The organism is Streptomyces sp. NPDC107454 (assembly GCF_055582885.1).
Window position 1 is genome coordinate 544,273 of sequence record NZ_JBVJPA010000004.1, and the last position, 23,431, is coordinate 567,703.

Genomic DNA, 23,431 nt, shown 5'->3' on the forward strand with positions numbered 1-23,431 from the left:
GGCCTTGCGCGGCGCTCGCAGGCAGCCGTGGCTCGGCTGGAGGCCGAGCGCATGTGGCCTGGGGCTGTTTTCGGCGCGTTCGCCGTAGTCGTCGAGTTCCTGAAGCGTCCGGGAAGACTGCTCTATGTCTCCTGGGCGGACTGCTCGTGCTACCTGATAGCTCCTCAAGTCCACTCCATTGCCAACGGTGCACGCCCGATGCGTAGTTGCCGGTGGCAGTCTTCGGCCGGCGACACAGGTACGCCCGGCCGTAGGGGACTTGGCGCTGCGCGACGGCCGGGCGCGGACGGAAGGACACGCATGTCCTTCATGGACATGGTGGCTCTGTCTCTGGTCGGCGTCGCGGCATTCGCGGCCAACGGCAACGAGCGGATCGGATCGGCCGAGCGGGAGGCACCGCGGGCCCCCTCCACGGCCGACTGCACATGTCCCGGCCGGCGGGCCCGGTCAGGCCGGCCACGGCCTCGAAATGACGCGCCGCGCGTCGTCCTCAGGTCCGAAGTGAGGTGCCGAGATGCTCAACCCGCGTCGCACAGATCCTCCGCTGGCAGCGTGATACCGCCGGCCGGGGCTCAGTAGAGGCCAAGACGATGCCTGGGCCGCAGCTGTCGTCGCAGGCGGGGCCGCACTATGGTGCGCCGCCCTCTGCGAACGAACGAGTTCGTTGACGAGGCCGTTGTGGAGTTGGAGCTGATCGTCGGACGTGAGGACAGCCTCGCAGCCGGGGCTGCCAGACCAAGAACCGGCCGACGCGGTCCGCCTCGGTCCGGACGATGATGTGCGCCTGTGTGGCCGTGCGCCGACAAGCGTTCGACAACCGCGGGCTGGGCCCGCAACGACGGCGGCACGTCCGAGACGTCTCGGGAGACGAGGGAGCGGCGTATCGGGCCCAGGTGCAGGCTGGATGGTGGAGGTGGGTTGCCGTGGTCCAAAACGAAGCCGTCTCGCCGGGCGAGGGCGCTGCAGTACTGGAGGTTCTGTTCCACCAGTCGACTACAGGCCTGCTGATCTTGGACACGGAGCTGCGCATCCTACGGATCAACCTCACCAGGCCGGTTCTGCACGAAGCGCCCGTTCAACAGCTCGTGGGCCGACACATCACCGAGGTCTATGACCTTTCCGCACCCGATGACGTGGAGGCCCTGCTGCACGGCGTGCTGGAGAGCGGCGCGCCCGTACGGGGGCGACTCCTGGGGGTGCGTCCGAAGGGCTCACCTGGGCCGGAGTACCTGTTCTCCGTCTCGGTATCTCGTCTGGAGGACTCGCAGGGGAGGGTCTGGGGGGTGCTGACGGAGATGCTCGACGTCACCGAATGCGAAAAGGTGGGCGCCCGCATGCGAGTCCTCGGCGCCGTGCGCGAGCATGTGGGACAGACCCTCGACGTGGTGGCCACCTGCGAGGAACTGGTGCAGGCAGTGGTGCCGGATCTCGCCGGCATCGCCGTGGTGGAAGTGGTGGACGCCGTGGTACGTGGCGAGGAACCTCCCCTGAGCCCTCTGGGACCGCAGGTTCCGCTGCGCCGTGCCGCCTTCGGCCACAGCGGCGGCGAGGAGCAGATCCAGGCACATCCGGTGGGTGACGTGCGCGCTCTGCCGTTCCCCACGCCGTACGCCCAGACGCTGGCCGACCTCAAGCCCCGCCTCGTTGCCCTGGGACATGAAACGCCCTGGTTGGCAGCCGACCCGCCACGCGCCGAGGCGATCCGCGCTTCCGGTGCCCGATTTCTCATCACGGCACCTTTGACACTGCGTGGAACCGTGCTGGGACTGCTGAGCCTCTACCGTACCGACCAGGTCGACGTCTACGACAAGGACGATGTCGCCCTCGCCCTCGCAGTGGCGTCGCACGCGGCGCTGTGCATCGACAACGCCCGCCGCTACACCCGCGAGCACACCATCGCCCTGACAGTCCAGCGTCACCTCCTGCTGCCCCACCCCGCGACGCGGACCACCGTTGAAACCGCGCACATGCTCGTGCCCTCCGAGGTGGGAGGCGGCGGCGGGTTCGACACCTTCGCCCTGTCCGGCGCCCGCACCGCACTGGTGGTCGGCGAAGCCGCCGGCCAAGGCATCCACGCGGCCACCACGATGGGACAGATCCGGACCGCCTCCCACTCCCTGGCCGCTCTTGACCTGGAGCCCGACGAGCTCCTCGCCCGCCTCAACGACACCGCCATAAGCCTCGCCGAGGAACGCGCGGCTCTGCCGCCCGGCGATCCCATGCCACTCACAGGAAGCTGCGTGTACGCGGTCTACGACCCGCTCGCCGAGACCTGCACCATCGCCCTGGCCGGCCATCCCCCACCCGTCATCGCCCATCCCGACGGGACCACCGAGATCCCCGACCTGCCGGCCGGACCTCCGCTGGGCACTGCCGAGGGACCCGCCTTCGCCGCTACCACCGTCTCTGTCGCCGACGGCAGCGTCCTCGCCTTCTACACCGCGTCCCTGCTGCACACCTCACCGTCCCCGGACGCCCTTCAACGGGTGCTGGCCCACCCTGAGCGGCCACTGCAGGATCTGTGCGATGACATGCTGTACCGGCTGCGGAACGGCACCCGCCACAGCGACGTCGTCCTCCTCCTCGCCCGCACCCACCCATTCCCCGCCGACCAGGTCGCCACGTGGCATCTCGACTCCCATCCCAAAGCTGTCGCCACGGCGCGCACCCACACCAGCCGCCAGCTCGGCCTTTGGAGAGTCGATGAGGAAACCGCCTACACCACCGAAATGATCGTCAGTGAACTGGTCACCAACGCCGTCAGCTACGGCACCCCGCCTGTCCAGTTGCAGCTCATGAAGGACCGCACACTCACCTGCGAAGTCCACGACGGCAATTCCCTCGCGCCGCGGCTGCGGCACGCGAAGACCATCGACGAAGGCGGGCGCGGCTTGTTCATCGTCGCCCAACTCGCACAGAGCTGGGGCGTCCGCTACACGCTCGACGGCAAGACCGTGTGGGCCGAGCAGACTCTCCCGCCACCCCCGGCCACAGCCCGCCCCCAGCAGCAGCCATAGGCGTGTCACGACCGGCACCACTCCGCGCCTGGCCCGAGTTCCCGCCGACCGCCCCATTCAGAGGCTGACCTGTCCGGAGCCGCCACGGTGACCGTGGTCGCGGGCCCGCACGACGACGCGGGTCCGGACTCGCACCGCGTCGGCCGCACACGACCTGGCGGCGGGGCGCATCACCGTCCCTCCCGCTCCCGGCAGCCTTCGCCTTGCGAGCGCCCTGCGCAGAGGCCCATCCTGAGAGGGAGGCATGCCGAGCACCGTATGGACCGAGCGCAGATGGCTGCGGAGCCCACAGGGACCGCCGCCCGCGCAGGGAGCGGGTTCCGGATGAGGCCTGGCTCGTCGCGGTGTACGGGTGTTCCCTCGCTGGGCGACCATCCTCGTCGACTACTCCGATGAACCGACGAAGGGGGCAGAGCCCCATGCCGGCTGACATGGACGTCGAGGTCCTGCGGCGCCAGGGCCGCATTGTCGTCGCCAGTGCCCCGCCGGCCGGTCTGCGCACGGCGGAGACATCGCGCGACCGGGCCTTCACCGGACTGCTGACCATGATCGGCGACGAGCCGTACGAGCCCTACGACCGGCCACCGCTGTCCAAGCAGGCACTCCTCGGGCGGGCACGGCCCGAGGACACCGCGCTGCCGTGGCGGCACGACATCGACGCCGAATGGCGTCTGGGCGTCGCCGCCGAGGGCCTGGACCTGGACGCCAAGCAGATACGCCTGGCGAAGGGCGACACCGTCCCCTACGCCCGCCTGCTGATCACCACCGGGACCGGAGCGCGGCCTGTCGCTGGAGCACTGGAGCAATGCGGCCGAAACAGGCCGCGATCGCCGCCCACACCATGCTCTGCGCAAGTCCCGATCGCCGTCCGCGGCTGGGTTGCCGATGCTCTGGTCCTCCCCGTTCGGTGTCGACGGTCACGCTGTGTCTCGTCGAAGCGATATCGCGGCTGTGTCATCGCCACGGCGTCCTTCGACGGTGCCAAGTAGCTGGGGTTCTACGAGCGGCGGACAGCCGTCGGCGCGCCGTTTCCGCTGAGTACCGCACGGGCGACCGCCGCACCGAAACGCTGCAGCCGGTCGACCCGGCCTTCCCCGACCCCCACCTACCCACCCACGGGCCCACCGTCACGCTGACGGGTCACTCACCGAGCGAGGGGCGTGTCGAGTTCGTCCCGTCGCACGCCTGATCACCGGCCCTGTGCCGCCCGGCCCCCGAGGAGACGCCATGACGCCCGGCCCCATCTCCGCACAGATCACCGACTACGCCAATCGAGCCGATCCGTACCCGCTCTACGCGGAGCTGCGCAAGACACCGGTCAGGCGGGAGGACGACGGCACCTACCTGGTCAGCACCTACTACGCCGTGCGGAGCCTGGCCAACGACCCGCGGCTGAGCAATGACACACGCAACCGTCTACCCGGCTACGCCCGCGTCGGGCAACCGGCGGAGGAGTCCGGCCTGCCGCCCAGTTTCATCTTCACCGACCCGCCCCTGCACGACCGGCTGCGCGACACCATCAACCGGCCGTTCGGTCCCCCGCACAGCCCCAGATTCCTCGACGGCCTGCGCGGAGACCTGGCCGGGCTCGTCACCGAACTGCTCGACGCCTTCGAAGGCAAGGACCAGGTCGACATCGTCGAGGACTTCGCCTACCCCCTTCCCGTCACCGCCATCTGCAGGGTCCTGGGCGTGCCGCGCGAGGACGAACCGCGCTTCCACGGCTGGGCCGATGCCCTGGCGTCGTCACTCGATCCCCACTCCGGCGACGACGGCCGGGAAAAGGCACAGCGGGCACGCCAGGAGTTGGGCGCCTACTTGGCCGAACTGATCGAGACGTACCGCCGCCACCCCGGCCCCGGGATGCTCAGCGCGCTCGCTCCCGACATGACACCGGCAGACCTGGAGGCCACCGCGGTGCTGCTCTTGGTCGCCGGCCACGAGACCACCGTCAACGCGATCACCAATACGACCCTCACCCTGCTGCGTCACCCCGATGTCCTTGAGCGGTTCCAGAAGGATCCGGATCTGGCCGTCCCGCTCATCGAGGAAGTGCTGCGGTACGAGCCCCCGGTCCAGTTCGTCCCGTGGACCACCGCCCTGGCCGACATCGACGTCGCCGGCACCACGATCCCCAAGGGCTCGCCGGTCTGGCTCATGGTGGCCGCGGCCAACCGCGACCCCAAACGCTTCAAGGACCCCGACCGGTTCGATATCGACCGCAAGGACAACGAGCACCTGGGCTTCTACACCGGCATCCACTACTGCTTCGGCGCCCCCCTCGCCCGTATGGAACTCCATGCGGCCGTGCCCGAACTGTTCCGCCGGGTCAAGGGCTTCAGCCTGACCGAGGACCCACCGCCGTACCGTGCCAACGCGGTACTGCGTGGCCCCCGCCACCTTCCCGTGGCGATCGATGGACTCAAGGCCTGACCGTAGCCTCATGTCCCGGCTTGGCTACCGACGCGCAGCCTGACCAACGCGTTCGAATTCAGCGCTGGTCCTCGTGAAGGCCAGTAGTTCGTGCTGGGCGGTGTCCAAGTGGGTTACGGCCTTGGGGACCTGGCTGAGCAGGTTGCGGGCGTAGTGGGTGCGGCCGCGTTGCCAGGTGGCGCCGGGCAGGCTGGCGCCAATGGCGTTGACGATGCCGGTGCGGGCGACAGGGCAGCATGATCCGCCGCCACATCAACTGGCGAGCGTTGACCCGGGTCGCTCACTTACGGCGACCGTGAGAGCCGGTCAGGTGTTCGTGTGTGACAGGTGGTCAGGGAGGTCGGTGAGCTGTTCGATGCGGAGCACCGGATCGTCTGCCGTCGGCGACGGTCCACCGGTGACGAAGTCGATGCCGCGGTCCAGCCAGATGCCGGTGAGCCCGGCGAGGGTGGCTGCGTTTACGTCGCTTTCCAGCATGTCGCCCACGTTGACCGCCTGTGCGGGGTCCGTCCGCATCCGCCGGCAGGCGGCGGCGTAGGCGGCGGGCTTGGCCGCACCGAGCTCGGTAGGGGTCAGGACGGCTTCGAAGTATTCGAGGAGGCCGAAGCGGGCGAGCTTGGCGCGCTGCTGCTCGGGGTCGCCGTTGGTGAGAACAGCCAGACGGGGCCCTCGGGGAAGCCGTTTCAGGGTCTCCAGACATGGCTGGACATCGGGATAGCACCGCCAGGACTCCTCGAACACGGTGAGGTAGCGCTCGGCGATCCAGGCGTCCAGAAGGCCGGGACTTGTCGGAACCGGCTCGCCGAGCATCGGCAGGAAGGAACGGAGCCTGCGTCGGTGGTGCTCGGCGAAGGAGCACTGGCCGGCCAGGTATTCCCGCATGTGGCGCGCCTCCAGCGTCCACCACAACGTCACCAGCTCTTCCGGCGGAGCCGTCGCGTTCGGCGCGGCCTGGACGATCTGGCCGATCGTTTCCAAGACCGCACTTCGATGATCGACCAGGGTGCCGTCCAGATCGAAGAAAATCACATCCGTCACAGGGTGATCATCTCGTGGTGCCTGCCCCTGCCGCCAGAAGGCAGGTGCCGCGACGTTCCTTTCCGGATGGTTGTCCAGTCGCAAAAGAGCGAACGTTGTCTGATGCAGCACTAGCGCCTCATCGGGCCGCCTTCCGTCTGGCCTGCCAGTATCGTGAGCCAGCGGCAAGGCCAAGATGTCTCCGCCACGTCGTCACGCGGCGGGTGACGGGTACCTCGTCCAGGACCTGCTGCGGCCGCCGTCGACGGCGAGGTCGGCTCCCGCGGTGAACCGGTTGGTGTCAGCGGCCGGGAACAGCACAACCGCGGCGATCTCCTCGGCAGGCCCAGCGGGCCCATGGTGACGATGACGTCGACGGATCCCACTCGTCCTTGACCTGCCGCCGGAGGCAGTCGAGGTCCTCTGGGCGGGGGCGCTCTGCACGGCCGTGACGCCCAGGCCAATCTCGGCCTGACATGGTCGAGTTCCCCTGCGCGGCGGCCTCTGATGTTCACTTCGGCGTGTTCGGCGACGAACGTTCTGGCGATGCCCAGGCCGACAAGGCCCTGTTCGCCGGTCTCGACGCGGCAGCCAGTGACCTCGGCCGCGTCGGCATCGTGTCCACAGCCCGCTTCGGTGTGGAGCCACTCCGGCGGTGCGTGTCAGGCTTTCAGGTGCTCGGTGAGCTGCTCGGCGGCCCAGTGAGCCCACTGCTCGGCGGTCTCGGAACCCCGCAGGCCGTATTCGAGCATGAGCCAGCCACAGATTTGAACGGGGTCCCCCACCCACTCCGCGTTGTCGCGGATGGCCTCCAGCGCCGCGAGCCTCTGGCGGTTGTGGTCGGCGAACTTCTCCAGGTACGCGGTGCCTTCGTTGCGGGTGAGGGTCCACAGGAAGAAGACGCGGAGCAGTGCGGCGCTGCGGAAGGCGAGGTCGAGGTCGGGCTCGGTGAGCCAGCGTCGCAGTTCCGCGCGTCCGGCGTCGGTGATGCCGTACTCGCGGCGTTGGCGGGCGCCGGTGCCGGTGATCTCGATCAGACCGTTCTCGTTGAGCTTGGCCAGCTCGCCGTAGACCTGGCTCTTCTGGGCGGGCCACACGATCGACAGTCCCGATTCGAACCGCTTGAGCAGGTCGTATCCGCTGGCGGGCTGTTCGGAGAGGAGTCCGAGGAGGGCGTGGGGCAGGCTCATGGCCTCACCCTACCGTTCCGGAATTCACCCGTCATGGCTGGACGGTTCAAGATTGACCGGTCATACTTCGACCGTCCAATAGTGGACTCTCGACTCACGGAGGAGACACCGGTGAACTACGTCCGCGGTTTCGCGCCCTGGCTGTGTTATGCGGCCCTGAGCCCGGTCGACTGGCGACTGGGTACGGGCGCCGCCGCACTGGCCGCGCTGTGTCTGCTCGCCGGGCAGCTCCGCGCTCGCAGTGTCGACCTCCTGGGCGCTGCCACCTGCGCCTTCTTCGTGGCCATGGCTGCTGTCGCGCTGGCGGACCCGGCCTCGGGGCTGCGGCACTGGATCTGCGCGCTGGCGAACGGCACCCTGGCGGCCACGGCCCTGGCCTCCATCGCCGTACGCCGCCCGTTCACCCTGACCTTCGCCCGCGCCGAGGTGCCCCGGGAGTTCTGGAACGCGCCCCGGTTCATCAGGGTCAACATGGTCCTGACGACCATCTGGGCAGCCGCGTTCACCCTCGGCGCACTCGCCTGTGCCTTCGTGATCCAGTACGAGCACGCCGCGACCGTGCCGCTGGTCACGGTCCAAATCCTGGCGTTCGTCGTCCCGTTCGTCCTTTCCGGCCGCTACGCCGACCGAGCCAAGGCCGCTGCCGGACGGGCCATGGCATGACCACTCACACCGAGACGCACGAGCAGGCCGACCAGACCGAGCCGGCGAGTCCGGAACGGCTGATCTACTTCTCGGACGCGGTGGTGGCCATCGCCATCACGCTGCTGGCCCTGGAGCTGCCGGTCCCGGGTGCGGACGTCCACGGCAACACGGGCGTGCTGCACTTCATGCGCGAGCACCTGACGGAGTACTTCGCGTTCCTCGTCAGCTTCACGGCCATCGCCATGCAGTGGATGCTCCATCAGCGCCTCTTCCGGTACGCGACCAGACTGTCGGGCGGCGCCATCCGCTGGAACCTGTTGTGGCTGCTGATGATCGTCATCACGCCGTTCACGACGAAACTGCTGACCAGTGAGGCCGACGCCTTCCAGGTCCAGTTCATCATGTACGCGGCCAATCAGGCGTTGACCGGCCTGTTCTTCAGACTGGCCTTCGCGGACCTGCGCAGGTCCGGGATGCTGCGCCCCGACGACCCGCACGGGGTTGTCGGGGACACCCTGGCGTGGGTGGACGCGATGATCGTGACCTTCGTGGTCTCGATCCCTGTCGCGCTGGCCACGCACTGGGCATCGCTGTGCTGGGCGCTGCTGCCGGTGACGCGGATGGCTCTGCGTCTCGTCAAAGGACGAGGAGGGGCCGCGCAGCAACCCAAGTGATCAGGGGACGGCCGGCGGCACCTGGCACTGGAACGGGCACCATCGCCGAACCCAGCCGTTTCGTCTTGCGGGGAGCGGTGCCGCCTTCCCCGGAACGACCCTCTCGTTCCGGGGAAGGCGGTCGATCAGCGTGCGGTGCTCTTGCGTTGGCTAGCGGACGACGTGGACGGTAACTGGCGTGGAGATGCGATCCGTCTTCGCGTGCTGGTGGTGCCTGTCGGTCGAGTACAGCACTGAACGGAACTGCAGCTCGCCCGCGTGCGTGGCCTTGACGTTCGCGCGCGCATCGCCGTTGAAGCTCCGCGTGACGGCGTGCCAGCGGCTCCAGTGACCGGGTTTGCCGGACCGCTCCTGTATGACGAGCACGGTGTACTGCTCAGCGTCGTCGTCACCCTGGCCGTGTACCTTCACCACGTGGCCGGCATGCGCGGTGTGGGGGGTGGCCTGAATCGAGATGTCGCTCTTCGCGAACGCCGGGGATACCGCCAGTGCTGCTGAGGCCACACCCAGCGCGCCGACTACCGCGAGCCGCTTCATACCAAGCTTCATGCTCAGCTCTCCTTGGATCTCTTCGTTCCCTTTGCACCAACTAAGTTTCATAGCTGCATAATTGGCGCGCTTTCACCGAAGAAGAGCATTCGGTGCGCCAAGCAGTTGGCCCCCGATTGTCACTACCTCGTAACTGGTGTCGGATGACCACCGCGCTGCCTCACCGCGCACATACCGAGATGGCTGTTTGACAGTCAACCCAGTCGTCCCGGTCAGAGGGCTGCCACCGACTCACTTCGTTGTCAGTTGGATGACACGCCGTCCGGCCTGTCGGCTGAGCGGCGTCGTGGCGTTCAGGCCGGGGCTGCGGCAGATCCTGCACCGGCACGGCATCACCTTCCAGCGGACCAAGTCGTGGAAGGAGTCCACCGACCCCGACCAGGATGCCAAACTTGCCCGCATTGAGTACGTAACCGGGCGCTTCCCGCAGTGCGTGTTCGCGTTCGACGACTTCGGACCCCTCGCGATCCGCCCGTGGGCGGGCGCCGGATAGGGCGCCCGCGGGGCATCCCGACCGGCCGCCGGTGAACTATCACAAGCTGCACGGCGTCCGGCAGCTCCATGGCTGCTACCGCGTGGGCGACGCCCAGCTTTGGGGTGTCGTCCACCGGCGCAAAAGCGCCGCGAACACTCTTGCCGCACTCAAATCCATCCGCCGAGCGCGGCCGGACGGAGCACCGATCCACGTCATCCTGGACAACCTGTCCGCCCACAAGGGCGCCAAGATCCGAACATGGGTGGCGCGGCACAAGGCCGAACTGCGCTTCACCCCGACCCACGCGTTCTGGGTCAACCCGATCGAGGCCCGGTTCAGGCCGTTACGCACGTTCGTGATCGCCGGCTCGAACCACCCGAACCACACCGTCCTGGCCCGAAAACTGCACCCCTACCTGCGTCGGCGCGACGCCAACGCCCGCCACCCGAGCAGCCTGACCCCCTCACCTCAAACATGCTGGGTCACGGCGCCGGTGCCGTGATCGCGGAGCTTCAGTACTTCTTGCTGTCGTGCATCACCCGTCGGCGAGGCGTTGGATGGTGGCGCTCAGCCAGGCCTGGAGGTCGGCGGGGTCGCCGAGTTCGGAACGCAGGATCCGGCGGCGGGTCGAGACGCCGAGCACGAAGGCGTCGATCGCTGCGGCTCGGCTGCGGGCGTCCGCGTCGTCCAGGCCGGTGTCGCGCAGGTAGCGGTGCAGCGGCTCCAACGAGTTCATGTCGAGGAAGGCGGCCAGCGCCTCCGCCGCCTCCGGACGTTCGCCGGACGCGCGTTGCAGCACGAGCAGCGGATCCTCCCCGGGTGCACCGAACCAGCGCCGGACGATGCTCGCCGCGAGGCGCGAACCCAGCGCGGAGCGGTCACCGTCGAAGGAGTTCGAGACCGGGATCTCCACCCGGGTCGCCGCCAGGAACAGGCCGTCCTTGCCGCCGAAATAGCGCGTGATGAGGTTGGGTGACACGCCGGCCGTGTCGGCCACGCCTTTGACCGTGACCGCCGCGTACCCGTGCTGGGCGAACTGGCGTTGGGCGTGTTCCAGGATCCGCTGCCTGGTGGCGGCTGCATCGCGCAAGGTCATGTGTACGAGCATACACATCATGTGTACGCTGATACACATGAGCGACGAGATGCGGGAACGACTCCAGCGGACGCGGCGTGTCACGACCCCGTGGAGTGACGACAGGACGCGCGGCATCAGCGGCACCCACCTCGACGAACTGCTCGAACGCTGGGCCAACGGGTACGACTGGGGCGTGCACGAGCGCCGTATCGGCGAGTTCCCCTGGGTGACGGTGCGGGCAGGCGACACCGACCTGCGTGTGATCCACCAGCGGTCCGCGGATCCTGGCGCCCCGGTTGTCGTGCTGCTGCATGGCTGGCCGGACTCGGTGTTGCGGTTCGAGCGGGTCCTGCCCTTGCTCGCGGACCTGCACGTGGTGGTGCCCGCGCTGCCGGGCTTCCCGTTCGCGGCCCCGCTCACCGTTCCCGGTATGTCGGTCAACCGGATCGCCGGGATCATCGCGGACGCTCTCGATGAGCTCGGCTACGCGCGGTACACGGTGTCCGGCGGGGACGTGGGTGGCACCGTCGCGGAACTCCTCGCGGCCGAACACCCGGACAGGGTGGCCGCCCTGCACCTCACGAACATTGCCCCGCAGCATGCGCTCACGGCGGACCCCGCGAAGCTCGCGCCCGACGCGGCGGCCTACCTCGGCCGGGCGGCGCAGTGGTTCCGGACCGAGGGAGGGTACATCGCGGAGCAGTCGACGCGGCCGAACACGCTCGCCGTCGCCCTCGGCGACTCACCCGCCGGTCTCGCGGCGTGGATCGTCGAGAAGCTGGAGTCCTGGTCCGACGAGTCGGCCTTCACTCCGGACGAGCTTCTCACCTGGGTCACCGCCTACTGGGTCACCGGCACGATCGGCACCTCATTCACCACCTATGTCGAACCGGTCACCCTCCCTGACCGGATCGACACGCCGACCGTGCTCTCCGTGTTCCCGCGCGACATCAAACCGGAGCCGCGAAGCTACGCCGAGGCGTTCCTCAACGTTTGCGATTATGTGGAACACCCAGCCGGCGGCCACTTCGCAGCCTGGGAACAGCCCGAGGCTTACGCCGGCGACGTGCACCGTGCGGTCACACTGGGCGGCTGAGACGCAGCTCGCGGATGCTCCACCGCTGCAACGCCGTACACCCGGCACGGCCCATGCCGTGGCGCGTGCGAAGAGCCTAGCTGCGGCTCCGGTGGTGAGTCCTGTCCGTACTGGTGGTGTGCCGAGAGCTTCTCCCCACGGACTCATCCTGCCGGTCGTTGAATGTAGTCCTCCAGGCGCGCCACTGCGAACCCCTGCTCGTGGATGCGCTGGAGCAGATTGCCGAACATCTTCGTCATCGTGGTGCCGTTGAGTTCTTTGGGCCCGCGGAAGTGAGCGAGGATGATGTCGCCGGGGTGCAGCTTCTTGTCGGCCCCCTGGTACCGCATGTCGGTGATCTGCATGGACTCCCGCCAGCAGATGATCGCCCGGGGCCCACACTCACCCACTGCGACCTCGGTGTTCTTGTCGTACTTGCCGTAGGGCGGGCGGAACAGCAGCGGCGCGGTGCCGTATTGCTTGGCGAGGACGTTCTGGTCGCCGCACACTTCTTCCCTCTGCCGGGTCAGCGGGATGGTGTTCATCGCGGGGTGGTGCAGGGTGTGGTTCTGGATGTGGTTGCCCATCGCCTGCAGCGGTTTGAAGTACCCGTAGTCCGACTTGATGGCGTCGTTCATCAGGAACATCGTGATGGGAATCTTCAAGTCCCGCATCATCTCGATGAACTTGGGATCCTTCTCCGTCCCGTCATCGATGGTGATGAAGACGACCTTGCGCGTCGTTGGCATGCTTGCGAAGACCGGGACTGATCCGGTGGCGGAAAGTCTGACGGGCTTGTCGGCTGGGGCTTCCGGGGGCGTCGGCAGCGGAGTCAGCCCCCACTTCTGCCAGGCGGCAGCGTCGGCGGCGACGCTCCGCGCCGTGCTGGGACCGTCGCCGGTGGCGGTCGGACCGATTCCGCCGCCACCGCCCACGCCGCAGCTGCCGGCTGTCAGGGCCACCGCAACCGCGCCCGTCAGCGACGTGTCGAACCTGCTCCGCCTGTTGTGTCGCTTCACTGCGCCGGTCTCCCGTACCTGCCCCACCTGACCCTATTTCAGGCTGCTTCCCTGCAACCGGCTGACACGCCCTCCACCACGCGGCTGCCGCTGTGACCCTCAAGGATCCCCTCCGTGGCGGAGCTGTGCGGCGGGGTTACGGTGTGGGGACTTCGGCCGTCAGGCGACCGGTCCAGGGGCACCAGTACAGACCGGGCAGGCACGGGCCGCCGGTCGCAGACCTCGATGGTGAGGTCGGCGAAGGAGACCGTGCCGGGGGTGTGTAGTGAAGGTCCCACTGAGTGCCGTAGCTCGTGGACCTCTTTACGATCCGCCCGATGACGCTCTTGTGCTGCTCGGTAGCGACGATCTCGCGGGCTTCCTTGATCTTCGCGGCGTTGTTGAGCATGAGCGGGAAGTCCGACCCCTCGACGTCCCGCAGGTTGAAGTACGCGGCGCCCGTTCCGTCACGGAGAGTGGCTGAATATCTCTTAAGGTGATCATGTCGTGGCCTGCTGTTGTTCGGGATGTCTCACAGCGACAGCCGCGATTCCGTCTCAGGTGCCTGGCCATCTCCTCTCGCGGCCGGCCAGTTGCGGCGTGAGCTGCCGGTGAAGCCTTCGTGGCGAAGCGGGGTGAGGTCGCCGCCGATCGGCCGGGGATGGAGTCAGGGAAGTCTTCCGGCGGCGAGTGTCAGTCGGTGATCACGGGGCTGCGGTGGATCCACTCGTCGCTGTGGACCGACTGGTGCATGAAGTCGGCCACGTCTGCGCGGCTGATCGTCGGGTTGCCCTCCATCGGCAACCGGTCCCTCGCGTTGTAGGTCCCCTTGGCCGGGCCGTGGGTCAGCCGGGTGGGGTAGACGATGGTCCAATCCAGACCGCTGTTGCGGATGCGCTCGTCCGCGATCTCCTTGTCTGCGTAGATCGCTCGCGTAATCGTGCGGTAGATCATCTTCTGCGGTCCGCTCGCCCAGTCGTAGGTGCTGCCGACGCCGAACGACGACAGCCACACCAGCCGGGAGACGCCCGCTTCCTCGGCCGCGCCGATCACGGCCGCCGAGGAGCGCGTGAAGAGGCCGTCGGCGCGCACGGAGTTGCCTCTGCCAAGGGCGGAGACGATCGCGTCGTGCCCGACTGCGGCGGCGGAGACATCACGCTGCGAAGTGGCGTCCCCGATGACCGGCGTGACTCGCGCGGCAAGGTCGCCCATAGCCCCCGGGTTGCGCACGAAGGCCGTGACCGAGTCACCGGATCGCAGGGCCAGGTCGACGAGATGGCGTCCGGTGGGACCGGTGGCGCCCAGGATGAGCAGCTTCATGTCAGGGGAATCTTCCGGGTTGAGGCGAGGGGGAAGCCCGGATCTGCCGGGTCTTGAGGTTCGCGGAGCCGTGTTCGTTCGCGCCCGGCCCGGCGGTTGATTTCTTTCTCGGCTGCGATGAGCTGATGGTTCCGGGTGGTCTTGCAGCCGATGATGACCACCGGGTCGTCGTCGGGAACGTATTCCGTCGCCCGTCGGCGGCGAGGCGATCATCAAGTAGTCGATCACCGACTCCTCCGTACCCGTGCACCACGGCTGGCGTTCAGGCGAGGTCCGCGAGGTCTTCCTCTGTGAGGGTGATCGATCCGGCGGCGACGTTGTCCTCCAGGTGCGCGAGGGACCCCGTGCCGGGGATGGCCAAGGTGACCGGGGAGGAGGCGAGCAACCAGGCCAGGCCGATCTGGGGAACGGTGGCGCCGTGCCGGGCTGCGACCTTGGCCAGCCGCTCGTCGCTGAGGTCCCGACCGCCACCGACCGGGAAGAAGGGCACGAAGGCGATGCCCAGCTCCTCGCAGGCGGCCAGGAGGTCCGCGTCGTCGCGCCGGTCGGCGTGGTACTGGTTCTGCACGGCCACGACGGGTGCGATGGTGCGGGCCTCCGCGAGGTGGTCGGCGTCGACGTTGCTGAGGCCGAGGTGGCGGATCAGGCCCTCCTCGCGCAGTGCGGCGAGCGCCTCGAAGCGTGCGGCGAGCGACTCGCCGTGCGGGGGTTCCATGAGGCCGATGCGCAGGTAGACCAGGTCGAGGCGGCTGACGGCCAGGCTTTCGAGGTTGGCCTCGACCAGGCCACGCATGTCGGCCGCAGGGGCCGCGGAGATGCCGTCAAGGCTGACGTGGGGGCCCACCTTGGTGGCGATGACGAGGTCGGACGGGTACGGGTGGAGGGCCTCGCGGATCAGGGTGTTGGCGCGGACCTTACCGTCGTCGCTGAAGTAGAAGTCGGCGGTGTCGATGTGGTTGACGCCGAGTTCGAGAGCGCGGCGCAGTACGGCACGCCCGGTCTCGGGGTCGCGGGCGGGTCCGTTCATGCCCTGCTGGGACGGGAGGCGCATGGCGCCGAAGCCGAGGCGGTTGACGGGCAGGTCGCCGCCGAAGCGGAAGGAGTCGCTCATGGAGCCAGCGTGCGCGGCCCGTTTCGTACAGGCCAGCCATTGGCAGTTTGCTGCCAACGGCATACTGGACCTATGGCAGAGATCATGACGCTCCGCGGCGATCTTGAACTCCAAGCCCGGCTGGCACCTGTCGTCACCGCAGGTGAAATGGAGTTCGTCAACGTTTCCTGCGACCTCGACACCTGGCCCGGCGCTCGTGAGAGTGCCCACCTGCGGGCACGGCACGGCGGAGCGAATCTGGTCCGCAAGCTTTTCAGTCCTGCCGTGCTCACCGACCAGCACGACCGGTGGACCTTGCGTGAGATGGCCGCCCAGGGATTCCAGGTTCGCATCGCCGCCGCCCCGTTGCCGCAGGGAATGGTGTTCATCGACCGGAGGACCATGATCCTCACCGAGCCTGTGACCGCCGGCCCGGCCGTCCGCGGGCACCGCCAGTACGCCATGAGTGTCGCGCCCGCGCTGGTCAGCGGGGCCTATGCGCTGTTCGAAGCCGCCTGGGAGACCGCCGCTGACCTCGAGGTCCTTCTCAGCCCCGATCGCCCCCAGCTGGATGCTCGGGCACGCACGGTCCTGCGGGCACTCGGCTCTGGTGCCACCGACGAGGCAGCCGCACGAGAACTCGGCATGTCGCTGCGTACCTACCGCCGCCGGGTCGCCGAACTCCTCGTCGCTCTGGACGCGGATTCGCGATTCCAGGCCGGGATCCGCGCGGGCGAGCTGGGCCTGACCCGCGGGTGATCAACCTCCGTCAATGAAGTCGCGGCGCTGTCCAGGATGTGCGTCCGGTCGCCGCACCGCCAAGACACTCTCCATCGAAGGTCTGCCTCACCTGAGGCGACGGCCTCCTGTCGTGTTGCTGGAAGCGGGTGACATGCGCGTGCCGGGCAGCGACTGCGCGCATTCGGAGGATCTCGTCGTCATCCGTGATCCGTGATCCGCACCTCGTCCTCGACGGACACCCAGGCAGTGCGCCCTACTTCGGCGCCTGGAAGCCGCCGATCTTCTGCTCGAGCAGCTCGGCCAGCCGCAACGGGGTGCGGTCCTCGAACATCGGACCGATGAGCTGCACTCCCACCGGCAGACCCTCGGGGGACCGGCCCGCTGGTATGGCGGTGGCGGGGAGTCCGGGCATGGTGGCCAGACCCGCCCAGACGAGCTGGTCGAAGTACGGGTACTCGACGCCGTCGATGTCGACCCGGCGTTCCAGCGGATTGGGGTTGTGATCGTGCGGGAACGCGGGAGTGGGTGTGATCGGGCACACCACGGCATCGAACTCGGCGAACAGTTGCCGCCAGCCGTGACGGTGCAGTTCGCGGCGGTTGTTCGCCTGGAGCCAGTCGCGGTGGCTGAACACCATGGCGCGCAGCCGTGCCGCGTCGAGACTCTTGTCGTCCGCGCTCAGTCCGCCGGCGCGGGTCCGCAGCCGATCGTACGGTTCGACGGGAAAACGTGCGACGGAGCCCGAAACCAGCAACTGGCTGTAGAGCGTCCCGGCCTCGGTCAGATCGGGCAGCAGAGGACTGTGCCGCTCGACGCGGGCACCGCCGTCGGCAAGCGCGTCGGCGACTCGGTTCACGCCCGCCCGCACCGCCGACCCGGTCGGAATGAGCGGATGCTCGTCGAGGATCAAGACCCGGAAGTCGCGGAGCCGTTCGTGGCGCGCGGGCGGCAACCTCAAATGGTGCGCCACGCCGAGCGTCAACGGATCCGGTCCGGTCATGACATCGAGCAGGAGCGTGAGGTCACGGGCAGTGCGCGCCATCGGACCGACGACGGCGAGGTCGGCGTCGACCGGCAAGGCCGGTGCGGACGGCGGGACCATACCGCGGTTCGCCGCCAGCCCGAGTGTCGGCTTGTGTGCGTAGACACCGCAGAAATGCGCGGGGGTGCGCAACGAACCGGCGATGTCGGAGCCGATGGACAGCGCGCCGAATCCGCACGCCAGGGCCGCCGCTGATCCGCCGGAGGATCCGCCCGGCGTGCGGCCGTGGTTCCACGGGTTGTTGGTGGTGCCGTAGATTTCGTTGAAGCTCTGGATATCTTGCAGCCCCAAGGGCACATTGGTCTTGCCGAGCACCACCGCGCCGGCGGCCTTGAGCCTCGACACCTGTACCGCGTCCTCGGCCGGCACATAGCCCCGGTGTTGCGGCATGCCCCAGGTCGTGGGCAGCCCGGCGATGTTGTAGGACTCTTTGACCGTCACCGGAATGCCGAGCAGCGGCCGGTCCTCACCGCGGGCGCGCGCCTGGTCGGCATCGCGCGCGGCGGCCCGTGCACGTTCGAAGTCCGGCACACAGATCGCGTTGATCGCCTTGTCGTCCCGCTCGATACGGGTGATCGCCTCGTCGGTCAGTTCCGTCGAGGTCACTTCACCGGCACGCAAGGCAGCCGCGAGTTCTTCGGCAGTCGAAAATTTCCACTCCATGAATCCGACCGTATCGGCCAGTGGAAGAGGCCATGAAATGCCGCTTCGCACAATGGGATGGGTGTCCCCATACTCATGATGTCTCTCTTCGGCGACAGACGATTCGCCCGACCGCCGGCCAAGGCGACGCGCGGCGGCTTCGCCTGTGAAACGCTGTCCAGACTCAGTGTTCAGCCTGCTCAACCTCTTGGATGACAGCCACCATTGTGCGGCCGGGTTGAGTCATGGCCGGACCGGAGGGCCTCTCTGTGAACCCCGCCGGTGGGCGTCGCTCTGTCCAGCGCGCCTGTCCGGCCGTCACGTGCGCGCCGTGTGGCCCTGCGAGCGGCGTGGCGTGCCCCGCGTGCCGCTGGGGGTCTGTTCAGTCCCGGCTGCCCCGTCCGATTCGCGCTCTACGCATATGCCGCTTGGTTGCGGACTCTGACCGTATGGGGGTTTTCGAGGACGGGATTGTGCTGCCTGAGCGGCGGCCGGACGAGTCGGATGACGACTACTGGGGCCGGGTCGAGCAGGTGACGGATCGGATTGAGGCTCGGGAGGAGGGGGCGATCGCGCCTGCTCCTCCGCTGCCGCCGGTGTGCCGGGAGTGCGGGTTGGAGGCGGACCGGTTCCCGACGCTGTCGAAGGCGTGGGTGCTGCTGGAGCGGTTGGATCCGGTGAATGTGGTGCCCGCGCACATGGTGCCGCCGCGGTTCCGTTGGCTGATCAATGCGGATGGGGTGGCGTGGAATCCGTGGCTGGCGGAGCCGACGCCGGGCTCGGTGTGCCGGATTCCGCACCGTCTGGTGTGCCCGGGGCTGCCGGAGGTGAATCCGTGGATGTGGTTGACGGTCATGCGCGGGGAGAACGAGAGGCAGGCGCAGCGTCTCTACAATCCGCCGCGGTTCGGTCGGCCGGATGCGGGCGAGCCGGCGGCGAGCGCGTAGGGCCGGCTCCGCTCGAGACCGTCGCGGACTGCGGCCCGGATTTCGGTGAACACGGTCGTGATTGCCGCGTTGGTGTCCTGGCGTGCTGGGTAGATGGTGTGCTGCTGGCCTGCCATCTGCTGCCGTAGAGAGGCGAGTTCGCTCAGGATCTGGTGCAGCACGTCGCCGTCGCCGTTCCCCTTGCCGAAGATCGCCACAAGCCCCCCTTGTCGTCGGTCGACCTGATCACGGTGCGGGTGGGGGTGGGGCATGACGGGCAAGGTCGCGAACCGGACATGAGCCCGAACTCCGGGCGGTGGGAGGGTCGTTCACGCCTTGTAGGGCGCCGTGTCGTCGTGAGGTGCCGGCGAGTTGCGTCACCCAGAAGGGCGATTAGAGTGGAAAGTGACCACATATGACATAGATCCCGGAAGGGGACACAGTCATGCGTGCTAGCAATGGCAAGCGGGCGGCCGTCCTGAGCGCCGCCCTCTTCGCTGCCACTATCGCCCTCGCCCCTGTTGGTTTTCAGCAGGCTTCAGCGGCCACACCAAGTGCCGCTCCCGTCAGTGTGACCACGAACGTTTCCCATCAGAGTGACTACCGGCAGGGATACAGGGACGGCTTCCGGGACGGGTACTCGGACGCCAGGGACGACTGCCACAGGAACAACAGACTTCGTGGAGACCACGGGCACAAGATGGGTGACTACTCCCGCGGCTACGCCGATGGTTTCAGTGACGGGTTCGCTCGGGCCGAACGTCGATACTGCTGAGAGTCGTTGACGACGGACACCAGTAGCTCGACGATCGTTCGGTTGAAGGCTCATGGAGTCTTTCGCCGCGTTGGCGACAGCCCTTCATGACCACACACACGTCGCAGACCTGGCCGGGATCCATCCCCGCCGGGGTAGTTTTCGTACGCCTGTCGCATCTCCGTACGGGCCGGTCTCGGTTTGCCAGTGGCCGGTCGTCCAGAGCGATGGTGGTGACCGCAAGGTAGTCATCGCTGACCTTCCGTATGGTGACCGGGACGGCCGGCACCGAGCGGCCGGACAGGAACGTCTCGATCATTCCATTGCTGACGACGTCGGCAACCTCCGCGGCCGTGGCTCGTGCTGCACCAGTGCGAACGTGGATCCGCGATCTGCGACGGTTGCGGTTGATGCGGCCGTGCTTCAACGGACGCATCCACCGGTGATCAGCGGCACGGCAGTGTCCTGCCTACCCCGAACAGAGCTGTACTGCCTGCGGCGTCAGCCCGGAGGCATCCGGTATCCAGACGGGGGCGGGCTGACCGCCGAGCAGCGCAAACGCCGCGAAGAGGTATGCATACGGGCCGCAGGCCTTTGAAGTGGGACGCCAAAGTACCTTGCGTCGCCCGGGAGTTGGGTGGGCCGGAAGCGCTGTGCTCGAAGGGGCCCACGGGTTACGACTGCCGACTCCGCCCCGACCTGCAGGCCAAGCTCGCCGCATGGCTGGACGAAGGGCAGGCCGCGCACGGCTGGACGGACGACCAGGTGTGGAGCGTCGCAAGGGTGCGCACGCTGATCGGGCGGAAGTTCCACCTCTCCTACAGCGTCTCCGGCGTCACCCAGCTGCTGCACCGCATGGGCTACTGCGTGCAGATGCCGGACAGACCCGCCGCCGAGCGTGACGAAGACGCGATCGCCGCATGGTGGGAGGCGACCTGACAGGAGGCGACCTGGCAGGAGGTAATACTCTCCGGGCGGCGACCGGCGCGTTCCTCTGCTTCGAGGATGAAGCGGGCGTGACCGGCCGCCCAAGAGCCGCACCTGGGGCCGACGCGGCGGCCCCCCCAACGGTGCGGCTGTCCGGCCGTAGCCGTGGCCGCCTGTCGGTGGCCGGGCTGCTGTGCTACCGGCCCGGCCCGCCCGCCTGTGCTACCGGATGCGCCGGCATACCGGCCGCAAGGGCGAACGCCGCTCGCTCGGCGAGAGCGGATGACATCAACCTGCTTGACGGCGCTCACCAATTGCTCAAAGCCCCGCAGCTCGTGGTGTGGCCAGGCTGAGCACCCACACCTCCAAGGCGATGCAGGTGCTCGTGGCCGAGCGGGAATGCCTACGGTGGTCCAGCTGCCCGGCATGCGCCGGAACTCAACCCGGTCGAGTGCATGTGGGCGCCTGTCAAGCGGAGCATGGCCAACCTGGCAGCCCGTTCCCTCGGCGAATGGGAGAGCCTCCTCCGCAGGCGACTCAAGGCGCTGCAGTACCGGCACAGCATCCTCAGCGGATTCCTCGCCGGGATCGGCCTTGCCCTCGACAGACCGAACCGGCCCTGGAACGCCGAAGTCAGTAAGCCGTCAAAGGACGTCGGCGAGGCGGTCTACCTGGTTCGGGTCGAGGCCGTAGCAGTAGAGCATGACCTCGTCGGCGCCGAGGTCGGCGAAGCGGGCTATCGCATCGCGGATCTCGGTGGGCGTGGTGAGCAATCCGTCGACCATCCGGTCGGCCATGCCGGTGAAGGTGTAGTACGCGTGCATGTTGGCCTGGGCGTCGTCGATCACGTCTTGAGGGCCGAGGGCGACGTTGACCTGCGCGACGATGCGCGGTTCGCCGTCGCGGCCGTACTCTTTCCAGAAGCTGCGGACCGTGTCGAACAGGCCGCCCGCCCACGAGGGCGCCGCGGCGGCGAGGAAGCCGTCCCCCCAGCGAGCAACGCGTTCGAGCGCGACGGGCTTGAAGCCACCGAAGAGCACCTCGGGGCCGCCGGGCCGGGCGGGCGCGGGGCCGATCGGGCCGACGCCGTCGCTGTAGGGCTCGCCGGACCAGAGGCGGCGCATCACCGCCATCTGCTCGTCGAGGCGTCGGCCTCGGGTGCGCTTGTCGATCCCCGTGACCTGGTGGTCGTCGTCCCGGCCGCCGATGCCCAGGCCGAGGACCAGACGGCCACCGGTCATCCGGTCCAAGGTGGCAGCCTGCTTGGCGAGGAGGGTGGTATCGCGCAGCGGGGCGAGCAGCACCTCGGTCTGGACGCGGATGCGGGAGGTGGCGCCCGCGAGGATGGCGAGCGCGACCAGGGGTTCGGGGTTGTCGTAGACGAGCCGGTCGAGCAGGCCGAGTGTGCTGAAGGGCCCGGCGTCGGCGCGCTGGGCCCAGGTGAGCAGGGTGGTCGGGTCGCCGATGGGTAGGCCGATACCGACGTTCATGAAGGAGACCTCCGAAAGGAAGGGTCGACAAAGACTGCTGCCGCCCCTCCGGCACCTCAGCAAGGTGGGACGCTCCCGCTCTGCGGCGTGTTTCTGGGGAGCGTGACGTCGAAGTGATCTGACCTTAGGGCGAGCCGTGTTCGTGGGACAAGCCAATTTGGCGAGCCCGTGCCCCCGGCAGTTACAGGCAGGACGTCTGGAATCGCTTAAGGGGCCGCGCGGATAGGCGTGTACTCATGGACGGCGGTGCGGGCGTTCGTGCCGGCGGTGGGTCGTCCATGCCTGCCGGATCAGGCTGCGTACGATGATGATCGTGTCGGCGAGGTCGAAGAATGCGTCGATGACGGTGGCCCGGTGCTCGTAGCAGCGGGCGAGCCGGTGGAAGGCGTTCTGCCAGGCATGGCTGCGCTCCACGTGCCATCGCCGGCTTGCCTGGATGGGTGCCTTCTCGCCTTTGTGTGCGATGCGTCCGTGCAGGCCGCGTTCGTCGAGCAGGGTGCGGGTCTTGTCGGAGTCGTAGCCGGCGTCCAGGTGGACGGTGATGTCGTCGGGTAACGGCCCGAGGTCGTCCAGGCGGTCGAGGAGGGAGCGAGCAGCGGGGAGTCGTGGCGGTTGGCCCCGGCCAGGGCGCGGCCCAGAAGGATGTCGTAACCGTCTGTCATGCCCGCGCGTTTCAGGCCCTGTTTGCCGCGGTCGACCGGGGAACGGCCGGCCACCTCGCCGCCGCCGGGGGCTTGGTGATCGAGCCGTCGACGGCGATCTGATCGAGGACGAGGCCGACGATCCGGTCGTAGGAGCCGAGCGCGATCTGCTTGAGCCGGGCGAAGACGCCGAGCCGGATCCACTCGTTGCGGCGGTTGCGGATCGTGGTGGCCGAGCAGGTCGTGTCGGCGATCGCCTGGTAGGAGCAGCCGAAGCGCAGGAACTGCAGCATCCTGTCGAAGACGATCCGGTCGCTGACCCGTGGGCGGCGGCAGCCCAGCGGATGGTCCGGGTGGTACTCCGGCCGCTCGGACAGCAGGGTCGCGAATTGGCTCCAGAGCGGTTCGGTCACCATGACGGGGTTCGGTCAGCCATGACGGCAGCACAGGCACAGGTCTCTCCGGTGATCACAGAGCGTCGCAACTCCATGATTCCCAGGACCTGTGCCTGTCTCGCTGCCGGGGTACCAGCATCGCGTCTATCTGCGCTCGCTCTCAGACGATCAGCTTCCCCGCCCTGGCCGCAACGTGCTGATCCGCGTCTACACCAAGGGCCGTCCACCCCGGGCACCCCGTCCTCGCCGGCCACCCCGCCCGGTGAGGCCCCGCCCCGGCCCCGGTCACCGGCGACCTCCCGGTCACCGGCT

Annotated in this window: 22 protein-coding genes and 3 pseudogenes; 12 read left to right on the top strand and 13 right to left on the bottom strand. The window is 68.2% G+C overall.

The genetic code is table 11. The features are described from left to right. Window positions 1-923: 923 nt before the first annotated feature. The 3 genes from ACZ69M_RS12680 to ACZ69M_RS12690 all read left to right on the top strand — a co-directional run bounded on the left by ACZ69M_RS12680 (window position 924) and on the right by ACZ69M_RS12690 (window position 5,450). Window positions 924-3,017, top strand: a complete 2,094-nt coding sequence (locus ACZ69M_RS12680; RefSeq protein WP_470049234.1) for a SpoIIE family protein phosphatase — start codon at window positions 924-926, stop codon at window positions 3,015-3,017. A 419-nt stretch (window positions 3,018-3,436) separates the two neighbouring features. Continuing rightward, complete coding sequence (locus ACZ69M_RS12685) at window positions 3,437-4,006, top strand: FAD-dependent oxidoreductase (RefSeq protein WP_470049236.1); 570 nt, start codon at window positions 3,437-3,439, stop codon at window positions 4,004-4,006. A gap of 238 nt (window positions 4,007-4,244) precedes the next feature. Beyond that, a complete protein-coding gene (locus tag ACZ69M_RS12690; protein WP_470049238.1) occupies window positions 4,245-5,450 on the top strand; it encodes a cytochrome P450 in 1,206 nt (401 codons plus the stop codon). Between the two features lie 114 nt (window positions 5,451-5,564). On the opposite strand, the pseudogene ACZ69M_RS12695 reads toward ACZ69M_RS12690, so the two are convergent. The 3 genes and pseudogenes from ACZ69M_RS12695 to ACZ69M_RS12705 form a co-directional block, all read right to left on the bottom strand. After that, window positions 5,565-5,675, bottom strand: a pseudogene (locus ACZ69M_RS12695) (transposase); the annotation flags it as partial. An 81-nt stretch (window positions 5,676-5,756) separates the two neighbouring features. Then, complete coding sequence (locus tag ACZ69M_RS12700) at window positions 5,757-6,662, bottom strand: HAD family hydrolase (protein ID WP_470049240.1); 906 nt, start codon at window positions 6,660-6,662, stop codon at window positions 5,757-5,759. A gap of 467 nt (window positions 6,663-7,129) precedes the next feature. Next, complete coding sequence (locus ACZ69M_RS12705) at window positions 7,130-7,657, bottom strand: PadR family transcriptional regulator (protein WP_470049242.1); 528 nt, start codon at window positions 7,655-7,657, stop codon at window positions 7,130-7,132. Window positions 7,658-7,738: 81 nt separating this feature from the next. Here ACZ69M_RS12705 and ACZ69M_RS12710 point away from each other — a divergent pair, with 81 nt between their 5' ends. Both ACZ69M_RS12710 and ACZ69M_RS12715 read left to right on the top strand, forming a co-directional pair. Next, the gene (locus tag ACZ69M_RS12710) at window positions 7,739-8,320 is read left to right on the top strand and encodes a DUF3159 domain-containing protein (protein WP_470049244.1); all 582 of its coding nucleotides are present in this window, start codon (window positions 7,739-7,741) and stop codon (window positions 8,318-8,320) included. Further along, the gene (locus ACZ69M_RS12715; protein ID WP_470049246.1) at window positions 8,317-8,976 is read left to right on the top strand and encodes a TMEM175 family protein; all 660 of its coding nucleotides are present in this window, start codon (window positions 8,317-8,319) and stop codon (window positions 8,974-8,976) included. Before ACZ69M_RS12710 ends, ACZ69M_RS12715 begins: the two co-directional genes overlap by 4 nt. Window positions 8,977-9,126: 150 nt before the next feature. Here ACZ69M_RS12715 and ACZ69M_RS12720 read toward each other — a convergent pair whose 3' ends face one another. After that, a complete protein-coding gene (locus tag ACZ69M_RS12720) occupies window positions 9,127-9,525 on the bottom strand; it encodes a hypothetical protein (RefSeq protein ID WP_470049248.1) in 399 nt (132 codons plus the stop codon). Window positions 9,526-9,775: 250 nt separating this feature from the next. Between ACZ69M_RS12720 and ACZ69M_RS12725 the strand changes: the two genes are divergently transcribed. Beyond that, entirely contained in the window at window positions 9,776-10,018 is a 243-nt protein-coding gene (locus tag ACZ69M_RS12725; RefSeq protein WP_470049250.1) for a hypothetical protein, read from the top strand. Between the two features lie 31 nt (window positions 10,019-10,049). Next, on the top strand, window positions 10,050-10,502 hold the full coding sequence (locus tag ACZ69M_RS12730) for a transposase (RefSeq protein ID WP_470049252.1): 453 nt from the start codon (window positions 10,050-10,052) through the stop codon (window positions 10,500-10,502). Between the two features lie 33 nt (window positions 10,503-10,535). Here ACZ69M_RS12730 and ACZ69M_RS12735 read toward each other — a convergent pair whose 3' ends face one another. Then, complete coding sequence (locus tag ACZ69M_RS12735) at window positions 10,536-11,096, bottom strand: TetR/AcrR family transcriptional regulator (RefSeq protein ID WP_470049253.1); 561 nt, start codon at window positions 11,094-11,096, stop codon at window positions 10,536-10,538. Window positions 11,097-11,133: 37 nt separating this feature from the next. On the opposite strand from ACZ69M_RS12735, the gene ACZ69M_RS12740 reads away from it, so the two are divergent. Continuing rightward, window positions 11,134-12,174: an epoxide hydrolase family protein gene (locus tag ACZ69M_RS12740; protein WP_470049255.1), complete on the top strand. Its 1,041-nt coding sequence runs from the start codon at window positions 11,134-11,136 to the stop codon at window positions 12,172-12,174. A 143-nt stretch (window positions 12,175-12,317) separates the two neighbouring features. Here ACZ69M_RS12740 and ACZ69M_RS12745 read toward each other — a convergent pair whose 3' ends face one another. Next, window positions 12,318-12,875, bottom strand: coding sequence for a polysaccharide deacetylase family protein (locus tag ACZ69M_RS12745; protein ID WP_470049363.1), 558 nt, complete (start codon window positions 12,873-12,875; stop codon window positions 12,318-12,320). Between ACZ69M_RS12745 and ACZ69M_RS12750 the strand changes: the two genes are divergently transcribed. Next, window positions 12,778-13,203, top strand: a complete 426-nt coding sequence (locus tag ACZ69M_RS12750; protein ID WP_470049367.1) for a hypothetical protein — start codon at window positions 12,778-12,780, stop codon at window positions 13,201-13,203. The two genes, ACZ69M_RS12745 and ACZ69M_RS12750, sit on opposite strands and share 98 nt — an antisense overlap. Window positions 13,204-13,308: 105 nt before the next feature. Here ACZ69M_RS12750 and ACZ69M_RS12755 read toward each other — a convergent pair whose 3' ends face one another. The 3 genes from ACZ69M_RS12755 to ACZ69M_RS12765 form a co-directional block, all read right to left on the bottom strand. Beyond that, the gene (locus ACZ69M_RS12755) at window positions 13,309-13,680 is read right to left on the bottom strand and encodes a BP74-related protein (protein ID WP_470049365.1); all 372 of its coding nucleotides are present in this window, start codon (window positions 13,678-13,680) and stop codon (window positions 13,309-13,311) included. A 164-nt stretch (window positions 13,681-13,844) separates the two neighbouring features. Further along, window positions 13,845-14,471, bottom strand: coding sequence for an NAD(P)-dependent oxidoreductase (locus ACZ69M_RS12760; protein WP_470049257.1), 627 nt, complete (start codon window positions 14,469-14,471; stop codon window positions 13,845-13,847). A 262-nt stretch (window positions 14,472-14,733) separates the two neighbouring features. Further along, a complete protein-coding gene (locus ACZ69M_RS12765) occupies window positions 14,734-15,582 on the bottom strand; it encodes an aldo/keto reductase (RefSeq protein ID WP_470049258.1) in 849 nt (282 codons plus the stop codon). Window positions 15,583-15,654: 72 nt separating this feature from the next. On the opposite strand from ACZ69M_RS12765, the gene ACZ69M_RS12770 reads away from it, so the two are divergent. Beyond that, entirely contained in the window at window positions 15,655-16,320 is a 666-nt protein-coding gene (locus ACZ69M_RS12770) for a helix-turn-helix transcriptional regulator (RefSeq protein ID WP_470049259.1), read from the top strand. A gap of 235 nt (window positions 16,321-16,555) precedes the next feature. Here ACZ69M_RS12770 and ACZ69M_RS12775 read toward each other — a convergent pair whose 3' ends face one another. After that, window positions 16,556-18,007 carry an amidase gene (locus ACZ69M_RS12775; RefSeq protein WP_470049366.1) on the bottom strand — a complete coding sequence of 484 codons (1,452 nt, stop codon included), beginning with the start codon at window positions 18,005-18,007 and terminating at the stop codon, window positions 16,556-16,558. Between the two features lie 428 nt (window positions 18,008-18,435). Here ACZ69M_RS12775 and ACZ69M_RS12780 point away from each other — a divergent pair, with 428 nt between their 5' ends. After that, entirely contained in the window at window positions 18,436-18,933 is a 498-nt protein-coding gene (locus ACZ69M_RS12780; RefSeq protein WP_470049261.1) for a DUF6083 domain-containing protein, read from the top strand. Here the strand turns inward: ACZ69M_RS12780 and ACZ69M_RS12785 are convergent. After that, complete coding sequence (locus ACZ69M_RS12785; protein ID WP_470049263.1) at window positions 18,876-19,130, bottom strand: hypothetical protein; 255 nt, start codon at window positions 19,128-19,130, stop codon at window positions 18,876-18,878. The two genes, ACZ69M_RS12780 and ACZ69M_RS12785, sit on opposite strands and share 58 nt — an antisense overlap. A 1,050-nt stretch (window positions 19,131-20,180) precedes the next feature. Between ACZ69M_RS12785 and ACZ69M_RS12790 the strand changes: the two are divergent. After that, window positions 20,181-21,213: pseudogene (locus tag ACZ69M_RS12790) on the top strand (winged helix-turn-helix domain-containing protein); the annotation flags it as partial. 24 nt (window positions 21,214-21,237) lie between these two features. Here the strand turns inward: ACZ69M_RS12790 and ACZ69M_RS12795 are convergent. After that, entirely contained in the window at window positions 21,238-22,083 is an 846-nt protein-coding gene (locus ACZ69M_RS12795; protein WP_470049265.1) for an LLM class flavin-dependent oxidoreductase, read from the bottom strand. A 234-nt stretch (window positions 22,084-22,317) separates the two neighbouring features. Next, a pseudogene (locus ACZ69M_RS12800) lies at window positions 22,318-23,140 on the bottom strand (IS5 family transposase). Window positions 23,141-23,431 lie beyond the last annotated feature (291 nt).